The 19,629-nt window shown below is 63.2% G+C and carries 26 protein-coding genes and 2 pseudogenes; 14 read left to right on the top strand and 14 right to left on the bottom strand.

The window, feature by feature from the left end; translation table 11 throughout:
• Positions 1–42: 42 nt before the first annotated feature.
• Positions 43–789, bottom strand: a complete 747-nt coding sequence (locus FPL11_RS04600) for a ZIP family metal transporter (RefSeq protein ID WP_144347619.1) — start codon at positions 787–789, stop codon at positions 43–45.
• Positions 790–895: 106 nt separating this feature from the next.
• Positions 896–1,549 (bottom strand): hypothetical protein, encoded by a 654-nt coding sequence (locus FPL11_RS04595; protein ID WP_144347618.1) that lies wholly within the window; start codon positions 1,547–1,549, stop codon positions 896–898.
• A 63-nt stretch (positions 1,550–1,612) separates the two neighbouring features.
• Between FPL11_RS04595 and FPL11_RS04590 the strand changes: the two genes are divergently transcribed.
• Positions 1,613–2,683 (top strand): alpha/beta fold hydrolase, encoded by a 1,071-nt coding sequence (locus FPL11_RS04590; protein ID WP_235013437.1) that lies wholly within the window; start codon positions 1,613–1,615, stop codon positions 2,681–2,683.
• 11 nt (positions 2,684–2,694) lie between these two features.
• Here the strand turns inward: FPL11_RS04590 and FPL11_RS04585 are convergent, their stop codons facing one another.
• Together FPL11_RS04585 and FPL11_RS04580 are read right to left on the bottom strand one after the other, a co-directional pair.
• Complete coding sequence (locus FPL11_RS04585) at positions 2,695–3,006, bottom strand: P-II family nitrogen regulator (protein ID WP_069134304.1); 312 nt, start codon at positions 3,004–3,006, stop codon at positions 2,695–2,697.
• Between the two features lie 4 nt (positions 3,007–3,010).
• Positions 3,011–3,991, bottom strand: coding sequence for a sodium-dependent bicarbonate transport family permease (locus FPL11_RS04580; RefSeq protein WP_144347617.1), 981 nt, complete (start codon positions 3,989–3,991; stop codon positions 3,011–3,013).
• A gap of 160 nt (positions 3,992–4,151) precedes the next feature.
• Here FPL11_RS04580 and FPL11_RS04575 point away from each other — a divergent pair, with 160 nt between their 5' ends.
• Genes FPL11_RS04575 through FPL11_RS04565 form a run of 3 tightly spaced genes read left to right on the top strand, consistent with a single transcriptional unit; the run spans position 4,152 to position 6,033 of the window.
• Complete coding sequence (locus FPL11_RS04575) at positions 4,152–4,406, top strand: hypothetical protein (protein WP_200833582.1); 255 nt, start codon at positions 4,152–4,154, stop codon at positions 4,404–4,406.
• A 16-nt stretch (positions 4,407–4,422) separates the two neighbouring features.
• Entirely contained in the window at positions 4,423–5,262 is an 840-nt protein-coding gene (locus FPL11_RS04570; protein ID WP_144347616.1) for a methyltransferase domain-containing protein, read from the top strand.
• A 15-nt stretch (positions 5,263–5,277) separates the two neighbouring features.
• A complete protein-coding gene (locus FPL11_RS04565; RefSeq protein WP_144347615.1) occupies positions 5,278–6,033 on the top strand; it encodes a hypothetical protein in 756 nt (251 codons plus the stop codon).
• Between the two features lie 26 nt (positions 6,034–6,059).
• Here the strand turns inward: FPL11_RS04565 and FPL11_RS04560 are convergent, their stop codons facing one another.
• The 3 genes from FPL11_RS04560 to ggt all read right to left on the bottom strand — a co-directional run bounded on the left by FPL11_RS04560 (position 6,060) and on the right by ggt (position 9,385).
• Positions 6,060–6,998 carry an AEC family transporter gene (locus FPL11_RS04560; protein WP_144347614.1) on the bottom strand — a complete coding sequence of 313 codons (939 nt, stop codon included), beginning with the start codon at positions 6,996–6,998 and terminating at the stop codon, positions 6,060–6,062.
• A gap of 169 nt (positions 6,999–7,167) precedes the next feature.
• Positions 7,168–7,566, bottom strand: coding sequence for a phasin family protein (locus tag FPL11_RS04555; protein WP_246085263.1), 399 nt, complete (start codon positions 7,564–7,566; stop codon positions 7,168–7,170).
• A 115-nt stretch (positions 7,567–7,681) separates the two neighbouring features.
• Entirely contained in the window at positions 7,682–9,385 is a 1,704-nt protein-coding gene (ggt, locus tag FPL11_RS04550; protein ID WP_144347612.1) for a gamma-glutamyltransferase, read from the bottom strand.
• A gap of 143 nt (positions 9,386–9,528) precedes the next feature.
• Here ggt and FPL11_RS04545 point away from each other — a divergent pair, with 143 nt between their 5' ends.
• Positions 9,529–9,960: a hypothetical protein gene (locus tag FPL11_RS04545; protein ID WP_144347611.1), complete on the top strand. Its 432-nt coding sequence runs from the start codon at positions 9,529–9,531 to the stop codon at positions 9,958–9,960.
• 10 nt (positions 9,961–9,970) lie between these two features.
• The gene (locus tag FPL11_RS04540; protein ID WP_144347610.1) at positions 9,971–10,480 is read left to right on the top strand and encodes an HD domain-containing protein; all 510 of its coding nucleotides are present in this window, start codon (positions 9,971–9,973) and stop codon (positions 10,478–10,480) included.
• An 8-nt stretch (positions 10,481–10,488) separates the two neighbouring features.
• Here the strand turns inward: FPL11_RS04540 and FPL11_RS04535 are convergent, their stop codons facing one another.
• Positions 10,489–10,947: a methyltransferase family protein gene (locus FPL11_RS04535; protein ID WP_200833583.1), complete on the bottom strand. Its 459-nt coding sequence runs from the start codon at positions 10,945–10,947 to the stop codon at positions 10,489–10,491.
• A gap of 38 nt (positions 10,948–10,985) precedes the next feature.
• On the opposite strand from FPL11_RS04535, the gene FPL11_RS04530 reads away from it, so the two are divergent.
• Positions 10,986–11,402 carry a secondary thiamine-phosphate synthase enzyme YjbQ gene (locus tag FPL11_RS04530; RefSeq protein WP_144347609.1) on the top strand — a complete coding sequence of 139 codons (417 nt, stop codon included), beginning with the start codon at positions 10,986–10,988 and terminating at the stop codon, positions 11,400–11,402.
• A 25-nt stretch (positions 11,403–11,427) separates the two neighbouring features.
• Here FPL11_RS04530 and FPL11_RS04525 read toward each other — a convergent pair whose 3' ends face one another.
• A complete protein-coding gene (locus FPL11_RS04525; protein WP_144347608.1) occupies positions 11,428–11,919 on the bottom strand; it encodes a GNAT family N-acetyltransferase in 492 nt (163 codons plus the stop codon).
• A 17-nt stretch (positions 11,920–11,936) separates the two neighbouring features.
• The gene (locus FPL11_RS04520; protein WP_144347607.1) at positions 11,937–12,239 is read right to left on the bottom strand and encodes a type II toxin-antitoxin system TacA family antitoxin; all 303 of its coding nucleotides are present in this window, start codon (positions 12,237–12,239) and stop codon (positions 11,937–11,939) included.
• On the opposite strand from FPL11_RS04520, the pseudogene FPL11_RS04515 reads away from it, so the two are divergent.
• A pseudogene (locus tag FPL11_RS04515) lies at positions 12,223–13,164 on the top strand (alpha/beta fold hydrolase); the annotation flags it as partial. The gene FPL11_RS04520 and the pseudogene FPL11_RS04515 overlap by 17 nt on opposite strands.
• A 24-nt stretch (positions 13,165–13,188) precedes the next feature.
• Positions 13,189–13,311: pseudogene (locus tag FPL11_RS10185) on the top strand (CopG family transcriptional regulator); the annotation flags it as partial.
• A 38-nt stretch (positions 13,312–13,349) separates the two neighbouring features.
• Here the strand turns inward: FPL11_RS10185 and FPL11_RS04510 are convergent.
• The gene (locus tag FPL11_RS04510; protein WP_144347605.1) at positions 13,350–13,688 is read right to left on the bottom strand and encodes a tRNA-binding protein; all 339 of its coding nucleotides are present in this window, start codon (positions 13,686–13,688) and stop codon (positions 13,350–13,352) included.
• Between the two features lie 34 nt (positions 13,689–13,722).
• Between FPL11_RS04510 and FPL11_RS04505 the strand changes: the two genes are divergently transcribed.
• Together FPL11_RS04505 and FPL11_RS04500 are read left to right on the top strand one after the other, a co-directional pair.
• The gene (locus FPL11_RS04505; RefSeq protein WP_144347604.1) at positions 13,723–14,109 is read left to right on the top strand and encodes a gamma-glutamylcyclotransferase family protein; all 387 of its coding nucleotides are present in this window, start codon (positions 13,723–13,725) and stop codon (positions 14,107–14,109) included.
• A gap of 167 nt (positions 14,110–14,276) precedes the next feature.
• Complete coding sequence (locus tag FPL11_RS04500; RefSeq protein WP_144347603.1) at positions 14,277–14,930, top strand: hypothetical protein; 654 nt, start codon at positions 14,277–14,279, stop codon at positions 14,928–14,930.
• Positions 14,931–15,127: 197 nt separating this feature from the next.
• Here the strand turns inward: FPL11_RS04500 and FPL11_RS04495 are convergent, their stop codons facing one another.
• From FPL11_RS04495 to FPL11_RS04485, 3 genes are all read right to left on the bottom strand, one after another.
• Positions 15,128–16,801, bottom strand: coding sequence for a nuclease-related domain-containing DEAD/DEAH box helicase (locus tag FPL11_RS04495; protein WP_159308460.1), 1,674 nt, complete (start codon positions 16,799–16,801; stop codon positions 15,128–15,130).
• An 86-nt stretch (positions 16,802–16,887) separates the two neighbouring features.
• Complete coding sequence (locus FPL11_RS04490; RefSeq protein WP_144347601.1) at positions 16,888–17,460, bottom strand: hypothetical protein; 573 nt, start codon at positions 17,458–17,460, stop codon at positions 16,888–16,890.
• Complete coding sequence (locus FPL11_RS04485; RefSeq protein WP_144347600.1) at positions 17,453–17,935, bottom strand: hypothetical protein; 483 nt, start codon at positions 17,933–17,935, stop codon at positions 17,453–17,455. Before FPL11_RS04485 ends, FPL11_RS04490 begins: the two co-directional genes overlap by 8 nt.
• A gap of 136 nt (positions 17,936–18,071) precedes the next feature.
• Here FPL11_RS04485 and FPL11_RS04480 point away from each other — a divergent pair, with 136 nt between their 5' ends.
• Genes FPL11_RS04480 through FPL11_RS04470 form a run of 3 tightly spaced genes read left to right on the top strand, consistent with a single transcriptional unit; the run spans position 18,072 to position 18,942 of the window.
• Positions 18,072–18,320 carry a hypothetical protein gene (locus FPL11_RS04480; protein WP_144347599.1) on the top strand — a complete coding sequence of 83 codons (249 nt, stop codon included), beginning with the start codon at positions 18,072–18,074 and terminating at the stop codon, positions 18,318–18,320.
• The gene (locus tag FPL11_RS04475) at positions 18,320–18,520 is read left to right on the top strand and encodes an SLOG family protein (RefSeq protein WP_144347598.1); all 201 of its coding nucleotides are present in this window, start codon (positions 18,320–18,322) and stop codon (positions 18,518–18,520) included. The genes FPL11_RS04480 and FPL11_RS04475 overlap by 1 nt, the downstream gene beginning before the upstream one ends.
• A complete protein-coding gene (locus tag FPL11_RS04470; protein ID WP_144347597.1) occupies positions 18,520–18,942 on the top strand; it encodes a hypothetical protein in 423 nt (140 codons plus the stop codon). The genes FPL11_RS04475 and FPL11_RS04470 overlap by 1 nt, the downstream gene beginning before the upstream one ends.
• Positions 18,943–19,629 lie beyond the last annotated feature (687 nt).

Below are 19,629 nucleotides of genomic sequence, written 5' to 3'. Positions count from 1 at the left end.
TCCCAACCGATATAGTTTGCAGATCCTGCCTACGGGCTGCAATCAGTGCGGGATGAGCGTCTGGAAGGCGAACATTCCCATGAAGGCCAGCACGATGACGATACCGACGCCCGAGGCGGTCAGTCCCTTGTTGGCATCCGGGATCATCTCGGCAAAGACCATCCAGATCATCGCCCCGGCCGCCAGCCCCAGGCCAATGGGCAGGAAAGGTTCGAACACCGACACGAACAGATAGGCGGGAATGGCCATCAGTGGCTGCGGCAGGCTGGAGAACACCGACCAGCCGGCCGCCTTCCACACCGATACACCCCTCGGCACCAGGACCAGGGCGATGGCAAGCCCCTCGGGGATGTTGTGAATGGCAATGGCCGTGGTGATGAACACGCCCAGCTCCTCACCGCCACCATAGGCTACGCCCACGCCGATTCCCTCGGCGAAGGAATGGATGGTCATGATGCCGACGATCATCAGCGCCTTGCGGGCGTTGGCGCCCTGCAGGTCGCCAATGTCAGGGGTGTCATGCTGATCCACCCAGCGATCGGCCAGCACCACCAGCACCAGGCCACTGCCGATGCCGATCAGGGTGCGCCAGGCGTCCAGGGTGTTGCCCTCGGAGACCAGACTGTGACTGGCCGCGAGCATCAGCCCCCCGGCCAAGGCCGCACCAATCGCCAGCCAGCGATCGCCGACCCGGTGCGCGAAAGCAAGGGGAAAGGCGCCGATCCCGGTGGTGATCGCGGTGATCAGCGCGGCGATGAACACGGTGAGTAGCGAGACTTCCATAGCCATGGGCGTCATCCTGAGGATTGCGTTATCAGTTTGGAACTATTGCAAATATGATAACGGACAGCCCAGGTGATCCGAGTGACGAAGTCACAGAGAAGGCAATCTCCGCTCACCCATCGAGGCGGATGAAAAACCCCGGGCCGGTCTGGTCAAAGCCTTCGCCGGCCTGGCGGAAGCTCACCGACCCATCGAGCCGGCCTTCGTAGACCAGATGCGCCTCGTCGGCCATGGCCGCCGACGGAGCGATGAGCCGGGATGAGCGTCCGGTGACCGTCATGACGGTAGGGTGGTGTTTCGCCATGTCCAGCTCGAAATTCACCGCGGCAAGCGCCTGACGCATCGCCTCAAACTGCTCCCCGGCCTGCAGGTTGACCCGATGGAGCCCGTTGAACGTGCGTGACTCGGTCAGCGAAAGGTAATAGGCATCACGCGCAGTGCGCGAGGTCCGCACCGGGATCTCGCCCTCAATCGTCACTTTCAGCCCGCCATCGACGTTCTCGCGTGAGAAATCCGAGATGTCCATGTACTCATCCAATACGCTCCAGACATCGTCGACCTGCGCGCTCTGGCGGGTATTCAACGGGCGGTCATGGGTGAAAACGGCCTGGAACTCGGCCACGACCTCGTTGCCCGCGAGCGCCGAGCGCAGCTGAGTGCTGTTGACGGTCAGTTCAACCTCATCCGCCCGGCAGCCGGCCAGCGCGATCGCCACGGCGCTCAGCATGAGAATGCGTCGGGTGCTGCGATGGATCATTGCGAGCAATGGACACCTCCAGTGGTGACTGCGTTTATCATGGTGACCCGCCATCCGGCACAGGGAGCCTTCGTGAAGTACGATACACGCCCAGGTCGTCTGGCGGCGATGATGGGCCTCGCGCTCACCACGGCCGTGACGGCGTCTGAGCCGGGGCTGCGTCTCGCCCCCGAAGCGCTGCGCCAACCCCCCGAGCCGCCCACTCAATCATTCAGCGTGCACGAGGCCACGCCGCATCGTCTGGTCGCGCCGGATGATACCGCGCTGCCGCTGAGACGCTGGGGCCCGGCGCCCGAGGCCGGGGAATCACCCGAGGCGGTGGTGCTCGGGCTGCATGGATTCAACGATCATGCGGGTGCATTCGTGGCCACCGCCGCAGCGCTGGTGCCGGAGGGCATTGCCGTGTACGCCTATGACCAGCGCGGCTTTGGCGCGACCGGGTCACGCGGCGACTGGCCCGGCACCGGCGTGTTGGTCAGCGACGCACGCTGGGCGTTGGGATCACTCCAGCGCCGCTACCCCGACACCCCCATCGTCGTGATGGGGTTGAGCATGGGCGCGGCCGTAGCGACACTCGCGCTGGACGATGCGCCGACGCTCCATCCGGAAGCGGCCGTGCTGGTCGGGCCGGCCTTCTGGGGCGGTTCGGCCATGCCCGCCTATCAGCGGTTCGCCCTGTGGGCCGCCGAAAGGATGGCGCCGGGGCTGCGGGTCAGCAACGAGTGGATCGGCATTGAGCCGAGCGATGATCCAGCCGTGCTGCAGGCACTTGAGGCTGATCCGCGGTGGATTGGCGCGCCAACGCTTGAGGCGATTGTCGGCGTCAGTGATCTCATGGATCAGGCGCTCCGCGGCGCCTCCGGGTTCAATGGCCCCGCCACACTCATTCAGTACGGCAGCGCGGATGAGGTCATCCCCCCGGCGGCGGTCTGCGCGCTGTTCCGGGCTCTGCCCGACGACGCGCCTTGGCGCGCCGCCCTCTACCCCGGGGGTTATCACATGCTAACCCGCTATACCGGCGCTGCGGCCGTGCTCGCGGACATCCGCCGGTTCATCGCCGATCCGGGTGCCGTGCTGCCGTCCGGCGAGGGGCTTGAGCCGGCCGCCGCCCGGCGGGCTGTGTGTCAGTCAGCAGGCGGCTGAAGCGGCGGCGTTCAGAAGCGCTCGGCGCGCAGGACCTCGCAGTCGGCGACACTGACCACACCAATATGGCGATCCACCACCTCAAAGGCGGCATCAAGCAGCGAGTCGACGCGCTCGGGGCGGACGATGCAGACGACATTGACCATGCCGCCCGCCCGGCTGACCTGTCCCTCGCCGCTCCAGTGCCCGGACCGGCCCGAGCCACCAAGGACGGGCAGCACACTGAATCCGGTGACGCCCGCCTTGATGAGCGCCGCGCTCAGGCGGTCCTCCATGATCGACTCGATGATGATTTCGACGCGTTTTGCCTTGTGAGTCTGCATGGCATCAGCCTCCGGTCAGGGTCTGTGACAGGGCCAGATAGATCGGTATCCCCAGCGTAAGGTTGAACGGAAAGGTTACACCCAACGACAGGGTCAGGTAGATCGAGGGATTGGCCTCGGGCAGCGCCACGCGCATCGCGGCCGGCACGGCGATGTAGGATGCTGACGCGGCGAGGGTCATGAACAGCAGGACGCCGCCGGTGCTCAGCCCCAGCGCCAGCCCGGCCGCCAGACCGAATACTGAGCCGATCAGTGGCATGACCACCCCGAAGGCGAACAGCCCCGCCGTCAGGACCGACTTCGCCTCGCGCAGGCCGCGCCCGGCCACCAGTCCCATGTCGAGCAGGAACAGGCAGAGCACGCCCTGGAAGGGTTCCTCGATGAATGGCGCGATCATCGCCATGCCCTCGTCGCCGGTGATCCCGCCGATCAGAAACGATCCCACCAGCAGGACGATGGAGCCATTGAGCAGGATCTCACGGACCAGCCCCTGCTCCATTTCTCCGGACTGCTGGCCGGAGCGGGCGATGATCCAAAGCGCCGAGAGAATGGCCGGCGCCTCCATCACGGCGGCAACCGCGACCATATAGCCCTCGGGCGAGAGCCCCGCCGACTCCGCCACCGAGGTGGCCGCGACAAAGGTCACGATCGAGATCGAGCCGTAATGCCCGGCGACGGCCGCGGCGTCGGTGACCGAGAGTCGCGACATCACCCGCAACAGTCCGAACGCCACCAGGGGGAGGACGAACGAGAGGATAATCCCGGCCACCAGCGAGAGGACCAGCGTGGCATCGACACCGTGATTGGCGACGCTCGCGCCGCCCTTGAAGCCGATCGCAAACAGCAGATAGATCGACAGGCCCTTGGCGATGGCCTCGGGGATGGACAGGTCCGATCGCGCGAAAGCCGCCGCGACGCCGAGCACAAAGAAAAGAATGATCGGCGAGGTGAGGTTGTCCGCCGCCAGCGCCAGGGTGCCTTCCATATCTGCCTCGTGGTTGTCTCAGGGTCGGACGTCGTCTGAATCGTTGCGAAGCCTACCTGATAACGGCGTAACCGCCTATGCTCAGGCACAGGGGCACAAGTAATCCCCTGATACGATAGGATCGACGCCATGTGGATACAGCGCGAAACCGGACTGGCCCGTGGACGCGGGCGCCGATGCTGATGGGGGAGCGATGATCGCCGATCGCAGTCTTTGGCTGGGAGCACTGCTGGGTCTGCTTGGCGGGGTGCGGGTCTGGAGCATGGCGGCGAGCGGTGCCGCGTCGCTGCCCCATATTCTGGCTGCGCTCACGGTGCTGGTGCCGCTGACGCTTTTCGGGGTGTTTCTACGCCGAGCCTGGCCGGCTGGGCTGGCGCTCGCGATCGTGGTGGCGATTGAGCTTTCCCTGGCCTGAGCGACGGGAGACGATGATGAGTGAGAAACGCTACAGCGCCGCGGTCCAGACTGCGCATGATTACTACGATAGCGAGGACGCCGACAATTTCTATGCGCTCGTGTGGGGCGGCGAGGACATCCATGTCGGTCTCTACGACCATCCGCAGGAGGCCATTGATACCGCAAGCCGTCGCAGCAATCAGGTCATGGCCGAGCTGACCCCCGGACTCAACGCCGATACGCGGGTCATCGATCTGGGGTCCGGCTATGGGGGTGCGCTGCGCTACCTCGCCCGCCACTATGGCTGCTCGGGCGTCGGCCTGAATCTCAGCGCGCGGGAAAATGCGCGTGCACGGCGCCAGAATGCCGAGCAGGGCCTCGCCGAGCGCATCGAGATTGTCGGTGGCAATTTCGAAGACGTGCCTTACGCCGATGACAGTTTTGACGTCGTACGCTCGCAGGAGGCCTTTCTGCATAGTGGTGATCGGCGCCGCGTGATGGAGGAGGCGGTGCGTGTGCTGCGCCCGGGCGGAACCCTCATCTTCACCGATCCGATGCAGGCGGATGACCGCAGCAATGAGGGGCTGCAGCCCATTCTTGATCGCCTGCACCTTGAGTCCCTCGGCTCCCCGGCTTTCTATCGCGACACGCTCGAAGCCCTCGGCCTTGAAGAACTCAACTTTGATCAGCGAGGCGACATGATCGCCGCGCATTACGGGCGGGTGCTTGATGTCCTGACAGACGAGGAACCGCAGATCGCCCAGGCCGTGAGCACGGCGTACATCGAGCGCATGAAGCGCGGCCTGCAGCATTGGGTGGATGGGGGCCATCGCGGCGACCTGACCTGGGGCATTTTCGTTTTTCGTAAGCCCTGATGGCGGGGATTTCGCGTGTCCACCTACGAACGCCTCAATGCCGAGGCATTGATCCTTCGCAAGCAACAGATCCTTGTGCTGAGCCTTGTGACGATACCGGTCGTGGTCGTGGCTTATGGCCTGGCGGACCGCGCCGTACAGGGGCTGACTCAGGGCGCGGTCGCGATGGTGATCACCCCCGCAATGGCTCATGGCGCCCTGCTGCTGGTGTCCCGGTGGTATCGCGCGGCCTGTCAGCGCGCCTCGGCGATCCGCGTCGAAGTCAGAACCCTTGAGCAGGCCCTCGCTGCGCGCTTTGGCGCATTCCGCCGCCGGCGGCAGGGAGAGTCGTTTAAAAAGGCGTACGGGCTTGCGGGGCGGGATGTCCCGAGCCTGGAGGAGGCGCTTGCCGTGGGCATGTACCGCGAGGGCCGTGAGGTCTTCGTGACCGCCTTCGTGCGCCAGGGCGTGGTGGTTCGGGCGACGGCGTCAATCGGGTCCCGGTATCGGTGCCGGCCGGCCGACGACCCGGCGAAGTGGCGCGATCACCTGGATCGACTGGGTTGCGACGAGATCCGTCAGTATCACAACCATCCCGTCCACGAGGGTGGAACGGCGCCCTCGGCCGGCGATACGCGAAGCAGCCGGCAGCTCAAGAAGTTGCTGGGGCCCCACTCGCACAAGCTGCGCTCGTTCATTGTCTTCTGGAATCGACCGGGCGAATGGCGGGTCATTGAATACGATGATCGGGGCGGTCATTGGGACCACTTCGAGTTCGATATCGCGCATTAAAAAACCGCCGGTGGGTGGCCGGCGGATCAGAGCGGATAAAGCCAGCCAATCAGCAGGCTGAGCGTGATGATGCCGAGGGCGGTTGAGAAGAAGATCCCGGTAGAGGCCTGTGCGGGGCGAAGTTGATAGCGCTGGGCCAGGACGTAGACGTTAGCGGCGACTGGCAGCGCGGCTTGGAGAATGCCGACGGCGATCCAGACGGGAGGCAGGTCGAATACGCCGATCAGCGCGACGGCCACCAGCGCCGGATGTACGATAAGTTTGAGAAGGCAGATCCAAGCGGTCTCGCCTGCGCCCTGACTGATCGGACGGCCAGCGAGTGTCGCGCCCAGCGCGAAAAGTGCGCACGGACCGGCGGCATCAGCCAGTAAACCGCCATAGCGGATCAGCGGGTCAGCGACGGGCACATCGGTGAGATTCAGCGTTAGTCCGACCACCCCAGCCATGACGATCGGGTTTTTCACCACGCCCGCGGCGATCCGCCAGGCCAGTGCGGAGAGCGCACGCGGGTCGCCAAGATCCGCCTCGATCAGCGCCGTCGCGAGACCGAGCATCACAATGGTATCGCCCATCACAATCGCAACGGCCGGTAGCGCTGCCTCGCTCCCGAAAAGCAGGATGACAAGCGGCAGTCCGATGAAGCCGACATTAGAGAACACGGCAGCGAGCGCCTGTATCGATGCATCGGCGAGCCGGAGTCCAATGAACCGTCGGGCGATTAATAGCGCTGTGAAGAACAGCGCGATCCCCGGTAGATAATAACCGGCGATGAGTGCGCCGAGATCACCTGACGCAGCCGGTGCCTGATAGATTTCGATGAGCAGCAGGGCGGGGAGCGCGAAATAAAACACAAAGGTGTTCAGACCGCCGACTGTGTGTTCACTGAGCATCCGTGCCGAGGCAGCGAGGTAGCCGGTGAAGATCAGCGCGAAGAAGGGGAGCGCGAGGTTGATGACGGCCTGCACGATTCCGGCCTCAGCCCCGCGGTCCGCTGTCGGCAGGTTCGATCAGCACGTAGTTACACCTCAGGGTCTGCCGGCTCATGAACGCTGGATCTGCAAGATCGCGCATTAAAAAACCGCCGGTGGATGGCCGGCGGTTCGAGGTATTCCGGATTGTGGTCCGGAGGGCGGTTTAGTTGCCCTTGGTCGCCTTCTGGGCGGCCGAGACGGTCTCCTTGGCGGTCTCCGAGGCGCTCTGGGCGCTGGACTCGACCAGCTTGCGGGCCTCGTTGGCAAAGTCCTGATTCAGGGCCACGACCTTTTCACCGTCCGCCTTGACGCGCTCGCCCAGGTTCTTGGCGGCTTCCTGCTGCTTCTCGGCGTACTGGTGAAGGGCGGTCGGGTCCTTGATATCCAGCGCGGCGCGGGCCTGCTGCATGCCAAGATCGGTGTAGGTGCGTGCCGCCTCAATCTGGGCATCCATCACTTTCTGGGTGTAGTCCATCGCCAGCTTGGCGTAGCTGCGGGTCGGGCCCATGAAAAGCTTCTCGGCCTGCTCGGTGTACTTGGTAAACATATCGGTATTCATCATGTCGTCCTCATCGCTCGTTTGGGGCATTTAACGGCTTTCGCCGTCTTGTTGCAGTGCAATATATCAAGTCGGCTGATGCAGTGCAACATCTCAGATGCCAATCGCGATGATTCGACTACGGAGGGCCGGGACGACCGACCGTTCCTTCCCGGCGCGGATCGGCTGCGCCGCGGATGACCCCATCCGGTAGGCGCTCGATGCCGTGGAGCCCGCTGGTCATGGTCTCGACTTCGACCTCATGGCCCAGTGCCTCAAGGTCGGGAGCCAGGGCCTGCGCCTCGGTGCCGGCCTCCACCTGCGTCGCGCCGTTGCGGTTGACGAGATTCCCGGTCTCAATCGCCGGTTTGATCTCTCCGCCGCGCATCAGCACATCGGCCACGCGCTGTGCCACATAGCCAATGATCCGTGTCCCGCCCGGTGAGCCGATGATCAACCGCGGTTGGTCGTCCCGGTCGAGGGCGATCATCGGTGACATGGAGGACAGGGGGCGCTTGCCGGGTTGGACCCGGTTGGGATGCGGGCGTCCATCGGCCGCCGCGGGATCAAACCGAAAGTCCGTGAGCTGATTATTGAGCACAAAGCCGCCCACCATCAGGCGCGAGCCGAAGGGCATCTCGACTGAGCTGGTCATCGAGACGGCATTGCCGGCGGCGTCGAGTACGCTGAAGTGACTGGTGGAGTGATTGATGGGCTTTGCGCCGCTCATGGCGGTGTCGGGATCGTTCAGGCCCGGGCGCGCCTTGCCCATGGACTGCGTCGGCGAGATCAGCCCGGCGCGCTCAGTCAGATAGCGCTCACTCAGCAGAGTCTCCACGGGGACTTCGACGAAGTCGGTGTCACCGAGGTATTCGTTGCGGTCCGCGAAGCCAAGGCGCGACGCCTCGAGCAGTAAATGCGCCCAGGCGAGCCGGATACTGTCATTGTTTTCAGCGCCCGCGATCTCGAGCAGGCGGAGGATCTGCAGAACGGTCATACCCCCGCTGCTGGGGAGCGGCATGCCGCAGACTGAGTGCCCCGTGACCGATCGGCAGACGGGCGGGCGCTCAACCGCCCGATAATCCGCCATGTCCTGACGGGTGAGCTTGCCCCCGTGGGCCTGCACGGTGGTCACGATGGCATCCGCAATCGCGCCCTCATAAAAGACGTCCGCGCCGCGGTCCGCGATTGCCGCAAGGGTTTCGGCAAGGGCCGGGTTGGTCAGTGTCATCCCGGCGCTGACCGGCGCGCCATCGGGGAAAAAATACCCGGCCATGGGCTCGAACGCCGCCAGTGGCAGATCGATGCGCAGCATCCCGGCCAGCCGGGGTGTCACCTCGAAGCCGGCCTCGGCAAGGCGGATGGCCGGCTGAAAGAGTGATCCCCACGGTAGTTCGCCATGTTCCGCATGGGCGAGCTCGAGCATGCGCAGGGTGCCGGGTACGCCCACCGACTGGCCACCAGGGACGGCATCGAGGAAGTCCATCGGGGCGCCGGTCTCGGTGAGGAAGTGGTCGGACTCAATCGCTGCGGGAGCGGTCTCGCGCCCGTCATAGGCCTGCACATCGGTGGTTGCGCCGTCGTAGTGCAGCAAGAACGCGCCGCCGCCGATCCCGCTGGACTGCGGTTCAACCAGGGTCAGGACGGCCTGTATTGCGATCGCCGCATCAATGGCGGTGCCGCCGGCCTCGAGGATCTCGACCCCCGCGTCGGTCGCCAGCGGATGGGCCGCCACAACCATGCCTGACTGTGATCGGTGATCGGCCCCGGCCGTCGCGAAGACAAGCAGCAGGGCAGCGCAGAGCAGCAGGGGGTATAAGCGGATCAAAGGCTTTACGGACATGGGGTTCACCACTGATTTTCGTCATCATAACGTACAATCTGATCACCCCAGTGGTGCTGGGTTTACACGAGCAAGCCCAGAACGATGTTGTTAGAGTCTTGAGCCTGTGGAGCCATTACGAATGACCCGCTGGGGAGGCAGTGATGTCCTTGAACAAGATCGGTCGGAATGATCCAACCCTGGGTGGGCCGGCCACGGCGGCGATCGAGGAGCTCGAGCAGGCGATTGGCGATCGGGAGTTCGGCTCCACGGAAGAACTGCAGGCGTTCCTGGATTCGTTTCAGTTCCAGCGCAACCATCGTTGTTTCGAGGATTTTCGCGGCTTATCCCCTGACCAGATGCGGCAGCTACTGCATTTTCCGCTGGAATCCCCCGACGTACTACAGGTCAGTACCGTGCTTGAGAGCGAGCCCGATGCGCCCCTCGCGCAGCTGTTCGGCCTGCTCGCCGAGGCCATTGGCGGGAAGGGGCTTAAACCCACCGCCAAGGGCAACTTCCCGCGCAATCCCTGCCGCGAGATCATGCAGGCGTGGCGCAGACTCATCAATTTGCCGCCTGCCCAGTCGGCTGAGTGAGGACTTCGATTTGAATCAATCAACCATCGCCGAGGCGCTTTCCGCCGCAGAACGCGAGGCGGTTCTTGAATACACCAGCGGCTGTTTCGTGCTGCCCGACCACAGCCCGCATGGGCCGGATCACTGGCATCGTGTGCGCCGCAACGGGCTGCTGCTTGCCGGCGCTACCGGTGCCAATCGCCGGGTCATCGAGCTGTTTGCCTTCTTTCATGACAGCTGCCGCGAAACCGATGGCTGGGATATAGAACACGGCCCGAAGGGCGCTGAACTGGCGCTTGCCTACCACGCCGAGGGACTGTTGCCGGCCAGTGACGCGGAGCTCGATCTGCTTGTCATCGCCTGCCGGGGCCATACCGTCGAGCGCACGCATGCCGATGCCACGATCGCGACCTGCTGGGATGCCGACCGCCTGGACCTGCCGCGGGTGGGGATCAAGGTGGATCCGCAGTATCTATGCACCGATGCGGCGAGGGATCCTGTTGTCATCCGCGAGGCAGAGGGCAGGGCGGTGGTGGGTTGAAACGCCCTTTACAGCCACCGCCGGACCCGGCGGCAGTAGTCGCGATAGGCCTCGCCGAATTTATGGGCGAGCGCCTGCTCCTCGGGGTCGATCTGCAGGCGGGTCAGGGTGCGTATGAACACCGGCACCATGAGCAGCCCGGCCGCATTGCCGAGCCATAGTGCCCAGGCAAGGAGCAGCGCGGCGTCCGCGAGGTAGATGGGGTTGCGGCTGACCGCATATGGCCCGGTGGTCAGCAGATGGCGGGCCCGCTCCGGGTGCATGGGGTTGAGCGTCGTCTTCTGCCGGGCAAACCACAGTGCCGCGGCCAGCATGATGCCAGCGGCGGCCGCGGCGAGCGTCACCGCCATCGGGGTCAGCCAGGGCGCCTCAAACCGCGTCGCGGGTGCCAACCAGTCGATTCCCCAGACGGCGGCGACGGCGAACAGCAGGATAACGGGCGGTGGCAGCCGGGTGTTCACAGTCACGTCCATTATTGCCCGGTTAATCTTGTATCCTAAGCGATATGTGGATTCAGCGGGAAATTGAACTCGCCCGGCCGCGGGGCTTTCATCTGGTGACTGAGGCGGTGTGCGAGGCGATGCCCGAGATCGCTCAGCTCCGTGTCGGTCTATTGCACGTGTTCATGCGGCACACCTCGGCATCGCTGACGATCAACGAGAATGCCGACCCTTCGGTTCGCGTGGATTACGAGACCAGCATGAACCGACTCGTCCCCGAGGGGCCGACCGGGTACACCCATACCATCGAGGGCCCGGATGACATGCCCGCCCACATCAAGGCGAGCCTGATGGGCGCGAGCGTGCAGATCCCGATCACCGAGGGGCGGCTTAACCTCGGCACCTGGCAGGGCATCTACTTCTGCGAGCACCGCGACCGGGGCGGGCCGCGGACGCTGGTGATGACGTTGCAGGGTGAGTGAAAGGTTTTGCAAGCCCGCCAGGCGATCAAATCCGCTTCAGCGGCAAGAATAATCGGGTGCTGGAGTGGCCTAGGGGCATGAAACCGTATTGCTCGTAAAAGTTGTGGGCGCTTTCGTTGATCGCGTCGACTATCATTGCGTAAATGCCGATCTCTTCGCTCACGCCCAGGGTGCGTTTGATGGCATCGGCCAAAAGCAGCCGGCCAATGCCTTGTCCTTGAACATCCCTCCGCACGGCCAATCTGCCAAGTAACGCCGCCGGGATTGGATGGCGTGGCAATCTGCGCGCGTGGTCCTCCGGGAGGTCGTTCAGCGCTATCGAGAGGCTGGAGAGTGTGTAATACCCTAGAATGACCAAAGGGTTGTCGTATGTAGTTGCCACGAATACCCGACTGGTCTGGCGTTTGACATCCTGTCGTGCACGCTTACGGAGATATTCGTCGAGAGAGGGCTCAGCGCTGGAAAAGCCGGTTCTATCGTGTCGAGAACTCAGCGCTTCGATGACGAGGTCGTGCATCCCTCTCGAGGCCTGTGCTAATGATTCGCGACGCGATATTGATGTTCCTCGAGCGCCGCGACGAGCCTCGGGTTGAATCGAACAGGCTTGTCCAGCGCCTGAAAGAATTCATTGGCATTCTGGGCGGCTAGCTGCATGGTCTCATGTTCATGGATCTTCTCTTCGGCGTGCGTGATCGCGCTGGCTAGGATGAAGCTGCTCACGGTCTTGCCTTCAAAGCTCGCGGCACGCTCCAGCATTGCTTTGGCCTGAGGCTGTAGCCTGAGGTTAATTCGCTCCTGCTTTTTGTCCGTGTTTGCACTCATGCGATCGGTCTCCATGAAGAACATGGTCTATAACGTACGTCAAAAAGGTGCCTGCGCCAAGAGGCTAGCGCTGCTGTTGGGCATGGCGGTGATCACCGCCTGTTCGCTCGGAATGGAGGACCACATGCCGCATGTAGAGATGGGCCCGGAGGGGCAGTTCATCACGCTGCCGCAAGGGCGGGTCCACGCCATTGTGAAGGGCGAGGGCCCGGACCTGGTGATGATCCACGGCGCGAGCAGCAACGCGCGGGATTTCAGCTTTGATTTGATCGACCGGATGGCTGATGAATTTCGGGTGATCGCCTTTGACCGGCCGGGGTTCGGCTATTCGGACAGCCTCGGCGAGCCGCTCAGCCCGATGGAGCAGGCCGAGATCCTGCGCCGAGCGGCCGGGCAGCTCGGGGTTGATCAGCCCATTGTGCTCGGGCATTCCTACGGTGGCGCCGTGGCCCTTGCCTGGGCGTTGCGCGCCGGTGATGACGTGGCGGGTCTGACGCTGCTCGCGCCGGCCTCTCACCCATGGCCCGGAGGGCTTGGGTTCTGGCGTGAGCTCTCCGCTTCACCCCTCGGGCAGCATATTGTCCTGCCGACGATCTCGCACATCGCGCCCCGGCAGCTGGTGAATGCCTCGGTTGAGCGCGTCTTCCAGCCCAATGAGGTGCCCGACGGGTATCTGGATCATCTTGGGCTCGAGCTCACGCTAAGGACCCGCCAGATGCAGATCAATGCGCTTCAGATCGACCGGCTCGAGGGTTATCTCGAGGCAATGGTCCCGGAGTATCCCGACCTGAGCATTCCCATTGAGGTCGTGCATGGACGGGCCGATCGAACCGTTGGCCTTCAATACCACGCGGAGCGCCTTGCCGCGGCCGTCGATAGCGTCAACCTCACCCGTGTCGAGGGGATGGGTCATATGCCCCACCACGCCGATCCCGAACGGGTCGCCGATGCCATCCGCCGCACGGCCGAGCGATCTTCTCTAGCGGAAGATCAGGAGGATCTCGCGGCTTTTAAGGACCGGGTCGCCGAACCGACCATCTCCTATGAAGCACTTCTGGATGACTTGCGGGCCCATGGGAAGATATAACCTACAGTTGTGGTGGAGGTAAGCTGCCTGGGGTGTGATCACGCCAGCCGGCTGCCGTTGGGGACGGCGCCATCAGGGGCACATAACACAACGGCCCCATCCGCCCGGTGAAAACCGGTGACGAGGCATTCCGACCGGAATGGTCCAATCTGTTTGGGCGGGAAGTTGATGACGGCCACCACCTGGCGGCCAAGCAGGCTCTGCCGATCGTAGAGGTCAGTGATCTGCGCGCTGGAGTTGCGCTCGCCGATCTCCGGGCCGAAGTCGATGCGCAGTCGCCAGGCGGGCTGCCGGGCTTCGGGAAATGCCTCCACTTCGATCACCGTGCCGACGCGCAGCTCAACGCGGGCGAAGTCCTCAAATTCGATGGTGTCCATGACGTCTGAATATACGCCTCATCATGAGTGATCTGTGAAACGCATTTTTGTCTACGGGCTGTTGCGACCGGGTTTCGAGGGCGCCGGGTTGCTGGGTGATGCTCGGCCGCTGGGCGCGGCGACAACATCGGGTCTGCTCTACGACCTTGGCGGCTATCCGGGCCTGGTACCCGGCGATGGCGTTGTCCACGGCGAGATCTGCGCGGTGGACGACGCCCGTCTACCCGCGCTCGACGCCTTCGAGGATTACAACCCCGCTGATCCCGCCGGCTCGCTCTATATTCGCACGACGGTGATGGCCTGGCTTGTGGCCAGCGGCGAGGCGATCCCAGTCCAGGCCTATCGCTATAACCGCCCAGTGCCGGAACATGCGTGGATACCGGACGGAGACTATGCGCGGTATGCCGCTGGACGGGGCTAGCATTACCTGCGACACGATATGACGCCTCATGCCATTAAGGTCTTTTCCGCAGGGAACGCGATCGGGCTGTGAGGCCGGATTTGGCCAGGGAAGGCCACCTGCTTCTGTTCAATGTTACTCGACCCGGGTAGCGTCTAGGTCGAACTCACCTGAATGGAGCAGTAGCCATGAAGACCTCTTTAGCTCGATACGTCAGGCGGGCGCTCATTCTCGGGGGTGCAGCGATCGTGCTCGTCGCCTGTAAAGCCGACGAGGTGGAAGTCGAGCTCGATGTCCAGCAGCTCCAGTCGGCGGCGGATGGTGCTGAAGTGATGGCAGAGTTCGAGGCCGTATTCTCCAACCTCGGAGAGCTCGACAACGAGCAGCGGGCGCAGGTCGATGCTGTCCGCGACATCCTCGAGCAGTACATGGCGATTGACGATTTTGAGTTAGAGACCACAGATACCGGCTTTGAGGTCACGATCGAGGGCGAGATCCCCGTTATTAATGCGCCACGTGCCGATCATGCCTACTTCATTGCCGTGAGCGAATCGGCCAGCCTGCCCGCATACCATCGCGTTGCGTTACAGACGGGTGATGATTTCACGGCCATGGAAGGTGAGATGTCCGCGATCAGCTTCATGCTGAGTCCAGATGCCCACCATCCGACAAAATTCCGGGTCGATGGCGAATCGAGTAGTCTGCTTGCACCGGCGGCGGAAGTGGACGGTCGTGCATATCTGCTCTACGACGCACCGCTTGAAGACCGAGTCCGACTCATCCAGAAGGATGGCCCTTTCGATCGGGTTGGAGCTGGGTTTTTCATTCGCCTCGCAGACTGATGCGAGTGAGTGCTAGTGATTTGTGGCAGGTACGTAACACCGATGCGTTCGGCGAGTGCCAAAGCGTCGGCATGATACTCCGCGTTGTAGCGGGCCTTCTTGCGCTTGGGCATGTCGTTGGCTGCTGTTGCCATGGTTTACCTCCAGTCTATTAACTTACTCAGGTGTCCACTGCCGGTGGGAAAGACGAGGCCCTCTTACTTTCGGGCCCGCTGCAAGGCCTTCAACCAACCGCATTCCTCTTGTACCAGGAGCTCACAGGCAACGGTCGCGCGGGTAAGGCCGCACCAGAGGAGCGCTGTTTCGCGGTCGCACTGGACCGGTTCGCCGGATAGGTCGATATCCGTCAGGACGATAGCCGGCGCCTGCTGGCCCTTGAAGCGGTAGATGGTTTCGGCGTGGAGGGGGCCAACCGTGTGGACGGGGTTGCCGTCGTCGTCGTATCGGCCGGTGAAACGCCGAATCCCCTTACCGGCGACGCTGCTCAGATCCCGATAAACGGCGGACGACTGCCCCCGCAGACTGACGATGGCGATCTGTTCGGCCTGAAAGCCCTGACGCATCAAGGCCTGGACCCGCTGCTCCAGTTGTTCACGTTGCCCGCCCTCGGTCGCATAGGTGGAGACAACCGGGATGCAGCCATCCAACGGGTTGGCCCAGTCCACGTGCTTGTCGAGGAGCCCATCAATGAAGCGGGCAATGCGCGCGGGTGTCCGGAAGTTACGATGGTTGCTGTAGCGAACAAAGCCTTCCAGCGGTACCGGATCGTTGCCGAGGAGCGCCTGCTCGGCGTCTTCCAGCCATAGGCAGCGATAATCGGGTTTCATGGCGAGCCTGAGCACCTCGTACCAGTCGGGCTTGAAGTCCTGGCCTTCGTCGATGATCAGTACATCAAACGGCCCGGCCTGATCAGCGATATCCGTCATCTGCTCGACAAGCTCGTCCCAGAATGCGCTGCCATCGGATTCACTGGCTTGTAGGCGGTCCGCATCACCGAACGCCCTGAGCCACTGCCGGCAGTGGCCGTGGAAGTTGTTGACGTTCTCGGCGTTTCCCAGGCGGGTCTGCAGTGCGTCGGCCAAAGGCCGATTGAAACAGACGAGTAAGGGGTTCTCGCCGTTAGCGATCGCCTGTTCGTACGCCTCGATGGCCACCAGGCTTTTGCCGGCCCCCGCCGCCGCCTGGATGCGCAGGCGCCAGGGGCTGAAGTCGAGCGCGGCAGGCAGTTCCTGGAGCGGGCTCGCCAGTCGCTGATAGACCGCTTCATGCCGCTCCGTCGTCCGCGTCATATCCCGCTCGAGCGAGAGCGAATGCATGAGGAAGTCGCGCATCAACCGCGGCGTCTGGTCCTGGCTGTGCGCCGCGGGCAGCAACTGCTCCACGCGCATTGCGAGTGATTTGTCGTCCCGGGCATCGACGATGCCTTCAATCGAGAGGCCGGCGGCATTCACCTGTTCGACCCGATGGTCCGGGCAATAGAGTAGGGATGAGACGGTGACCGGTGGCAGATCGGCCGCCTTTAACGCCTGCAGAAACAGCGCCCGCGAGCGGTGCATCTGCTCAACGACAGACTTCGGCTGCACCTGGCCGGCGTAGCGGATGCCGAGATCATCATCCGCCTCCTGCAATGATCCGTTCTTCTGCTCAATCAGCAGGACGTCGCCGGATTGATTGACGATCACAAAGTCGATCTCACCGAATGCCTGCCGGCGGGGCGTGAGGTGGGCGACATGGCGGCTATAGAAAACCGTGTATTCGGCAGATAACTCATCAGCGAGGCGCTGCAGCGTCGCCAGCTCGGCCTCCGAGGCACCACCGAGCCGGAGCTCGGCGATATTGGTGGGCATGACCCGTGCCTTTCCTGGTGCCATCCTTGATTCCTTTTTGTGCCAGCCATGGCGATGCCCTAAACCTTGAGCCCGCAGCCAGCCAGGGCGCAAGGGCCCGGCGGATATCACTAGACCCGGGTCAAGGCGCATCCAACCCGGACCGCGCTCAGCAGCGTCTCGAGTCGCTGCCCTTCCCGGTCATACCGACATGCGTGGTCCGGGGTGTAATTGATGATGAATCCAGTGACCGGGCCATAGAGGGGAACGCCCGCCGGTGCATGATCCTGACAGTAGGCAATGAACGACTCGCTGGGTAGATTCGAGGGGAATGTCAGGACCAGTCTCGCCGGCGCGTTAATGAACCCCGCCATGGCCGTGGAGCTCGGGGTGTTGCGGGCGGTGGTCCAGATGGCATGGGGGGTGAAGTGGGCGCGGTAGTCGGCTTCGGCCTGCGCCTCGATGGCCTCGCGGGTGGCCCGTGCCGCGGTGACGATGCGAGGAATGGATAGGTCCAGCGCGTTGGCAAGGCGCTCACAGAGGTTGTCTTCCGGACATTCACCGGTTGCCGCGAACGCATCGAGCCGCCGCAGCGCCTTACTCGGGTTGCTCGGGCTCAAGCGCTGGCCGATATCCCCGCGGGACAGGTCGAGGGCAGCCATGCGCCCACGAAGCAGTTGCTCGAGCGCTGTTGGCTCAAGCATCGGCGGCCTCCCGTGCGTCGTTGCTCCCGTGGGCCTGCCCGGTCGCACCTGTCGCGAGTCGAAAGAAATAGAAGCGCTGGTCGATCTGTTGGCACTGATAGCCACGGATGCGCCGGGCGAGCAGGGCGGTTGCACGGTTATAGACCGTCGCCTTTCGGGTGCTGTTCGGCGCGATGACGAAGTAGCTCGGCCGGGCCCGGTTGATCCAGCCGTTCATGCGCCCCTGCACGGCGCGCATCAGCCGGAAAGCGTTGACACCGGTATCGATGTCGTCGAACAGCTCGATACGCGGCACATAGTCCTCCCATTTCTCGAAGGGATCGTATTCGCGGTAGAGATCAAAGAGGTGACCGCGGCCGGGGATGTGGCCGCCGGTGAGAGCGAGGGTGATCTGGCCTGCCTCGCGCAGGACAAGGACGTAGTCAAAGCCGTCGACTTTGAAGGCATGACGCTCGATGGATGGCATACCGGGCATGGTTTTGCCTCCTTTTCCGGCAGGGAGAGGATGGGCGGTGATGGCCCATTGCCGGGAAACAATACCTCGTGAGTGCGACATTAGCCGTCGGAGTGACGCGTTACGTTCTACGTCCAATCGCAGAGGAGGTCCCGCTATGTCATCCATCCAGTGGTCTGACACCCTGACAAATCAAACGCGCCAGGCGCTCGAGAGCCATGGACTGGATATGCTTGGCTTCGCCTGGGAATACACCAACTTTAAAAACGCCGATGGCGGCTACGGACTGATGCCGATTGATGAGCTGCTGATGGGCCGGTTCGTGATTTCCCGGCGCGAGATAGACACTGTGGAGTCCTTCGATACGCCGGATGCGGTCATCGAAGCAGGTTGGGTGCTCGACTGATGGCGGATCCCACGCTCAAACGCATTGCCGTGATCGGCTCCCGGGATTTTGAGGACTATGCACGGCTTGAGTCCGTGCTCGAGCCCCATCTGCCGGCTGTGCTTGTCTCTGGCGGTGCCAGGGGCGCCGATGCGCTCGCCGAGCGTCTGGCCGGCGTCCCGGTGGAGGTTCATCACCCCGACGGCACGGTGACCGATTGATGCTGACCCCGGCCCACTGGATCGCCCCGGATGGCGAGTGCCTCGACGTTCGCACCTCGCACATCGCGGCCGTCATTGCGGACCCGGCCCGCTTTGACGCTACCGATGAGTGGTTGCGAGCAGTCTATGCCGAGCACGGCGAAGCCGAGCGTTTTGGCTGCGAGGGCCGCGCGCGGGCCGCCATTATTCGACATCTGGTTACGGCGGGCTGGATTCGGACGCGACGGTGCATTCGGCCAAGCACTTACTGGAGCGTGACGATCTACGATCTGGGTCCCGGGACACGCCAACCACTCCAGAACTGGGTGGATACCGGGCTGACGGCCGACTGGCTGAAACCCGCGAGCGAGCTGCGTATTTATTGCGTCTCGGAAGATAAGACCTCAATCATGAAGGTCGCGGAGCTGAAGGCTTGGAGGTAGCCGCTAGAAAGCGATGCAGCGAATGGTCGCATGCGGTGACTAACGCCGGAATCGGATGGCCTCGCCAGAGAGACCGACAAGGTATAAGCCTTCGCTCCGGAACGCCTCCAGGGTCCAAGGGTTTTGAGTCATATGCCGGAATACCATACCGAGGGCGGGGCTCTCGGGATCGAAGGAGACCTCGGGCAAACTCGCTGGCCCTCGCCGACGAAGAATCGCGAGCAGAACGCCGAGCAATCGGCCAAGCGCCATGACGCTAGCCCGAGTGCTGTAGCGACTGTCGACGTAATGACTCGCTTTCCTTGATTCGTCGCAGCGGGCGAGAAAAGACACTCGTCCATCCGATGCAATCGCGATGCACCATGGCACCCCGTCCAGGCGCGAATAGGTGACCCACCGCCCCACCTCCTCCTTTGCGCTCAGGTCGTCCATGGAGTGGTTCGTGCCGTACGCCTTCGGCGGTATGGGCTTTGCGTGCTCGCTGCGGCAAAAATCTCTAAACGACCAGAGTTCACCGGTCTCAGTCACGATCAACATGCTCATAGCGACAGCCTAGATAGGACTTGCGACCCCTGCTGTCGGAGTGTCCGTTTAACCTCGGTAATTCAATAGAGCGGGTGCAGCTTGGGGTGGCGGTTGAGGTCAACCATTAGTACCGTGATAGCCATCTAGGGCCAGGGAGCAGGT

This window comes from Spiribacter aquaticus, from assembly GCF_007625215.1.
GTDB lineage: Bacteria > Pseudomonadota > Gammaproteobacteria > Nitrococcales > Nitrococcaceae > Spiribacter > Spiribacter roseus.
The sequence above is the reverse complement of the archived record's forward strand: the minus strand, read 5'-3'. Positions and strand labels throughout refer to the sequence as shown.

Coding starts and splice junctions, on each gene's coding strand:
- FPL11_RS04475 (WP_144347598.1), top strand. CDS start 18,320: ATGGCGGATCCCACGCTCAAACGCATTGCCGTGATCGGCTCCCGGGAT.
- FPL11_RS04510 (WP_144347605.1), bottom strand. CDS start 13,688: ATGGACACCATCGAATTTGAGGACTTCGCCCGCGTTGAGCTGCGCGTC.
- FPL11_RS04530 (WP_144347609.1), top strand. CDS start 10,986: ATGTGGATTCAGCGGGAAATTGAACTCGCCCGGCCGCGGGGCTTTCAT.
- FPL11_RS04490 (WP_144347601.1), bottom strand. CDS start 17,460: ATGCTTGAGCCAACAGCGCTCGAGCAACTGCTTCGTGGGCGCATGGCT.
- FPL11_RS04600 (WP_144347619.1), bottom strand. CDS start 789: ATGGCTATGGAAGTCTCGCTACTCACCGTGTTCATCGCCGCGCTGATC.
- FPL11_RS04470 (WP_144347597.1), top strand. CDS start 18,520: ATGCTGACCCCGGCCCACTGGATCGCCCCGGATGGCGAGTGCCTCGAC.
- FPL11_RS04500 (WP_144347603.1), top strand. CDS start 14,277: ATGAAGACCTCTTTAGCTCGATACGTCAGGCGGGCGCTCATTCTCGGG.
- FPL11_RS04520 (WP_144347607.1), bottom strand. CDS start 12,239: ATGGAGACCGATCGCATGAGTGCAAACACGGACAAAAAGCAGGAGCGA.
- ggt (WP_144347612.1), bottom strand. CDS start 9,385: ATGTCCGTAAAGCCTTTGATCCGCTTATACCCCCTGCTGCTCTGCGCT.
- FPL11_RS04570 (WP_144347616.1), top strand. CDS start 4,423: ATGAGTGAGAAACGCTACAGCGCCGCGGTCCAGACTGCGCATGATTAC.
- FPL11_RS04495 (WP_159308460.1), bottom strand. CDS start 16,801: ATGGCACCAGGAAAGGCACGGGTCATGCCCACCAATATCGCCGAGCTC.
- FPL11_RS04485 (WP_144347600.1), bottom strand. CDS start 17,935: ATGCCCGGTATGCCATCCATCGAGCGTCATGCCTTCAAAGTCGACGGC.
- FPL11_RS04480 (WP_144347599.1), top strand. CDS start 18,072: ATGTCATCCATCCAGTGGTCTGACACCCTGACAAATCAAACGCGCCAG.
- FPL11_RS04585 (WP_069134304.1), bottom strand. CDS start 3,006: ATGCAGACTCACAAGGCAAAACGCGTCGAAATCATCATCGAGTCGATC.
- FPL11_RS04580 (WP_144347617.1), bottom strand. CDS start 3,991: ATGGAAGGCACCCTGGCGCTGGCGGCGGACAACCTCACCTCGCCGATC.
- FPL11_RS04555 (WP_246085263.1), bottom strand. CDS start 7,566: ATGATGAATACCGATATGTTTACCAAGTACACCGAGCAGGCCGAGAAG.
- FPL11_RS04525 (WP_144347608.1), bottom strand. CDS start 11,919: ATGCACGACCTCGTCATCGAAGCGCTGAGTTCTCGACACGATAGAACC.
- FPL11_RS04545 (WP_144347611.1), top strand. CDS start 9,529: ATGTCCTTGAACAAGATCGGTCGGAATGATCCAACCCTGGGTGGGCCG.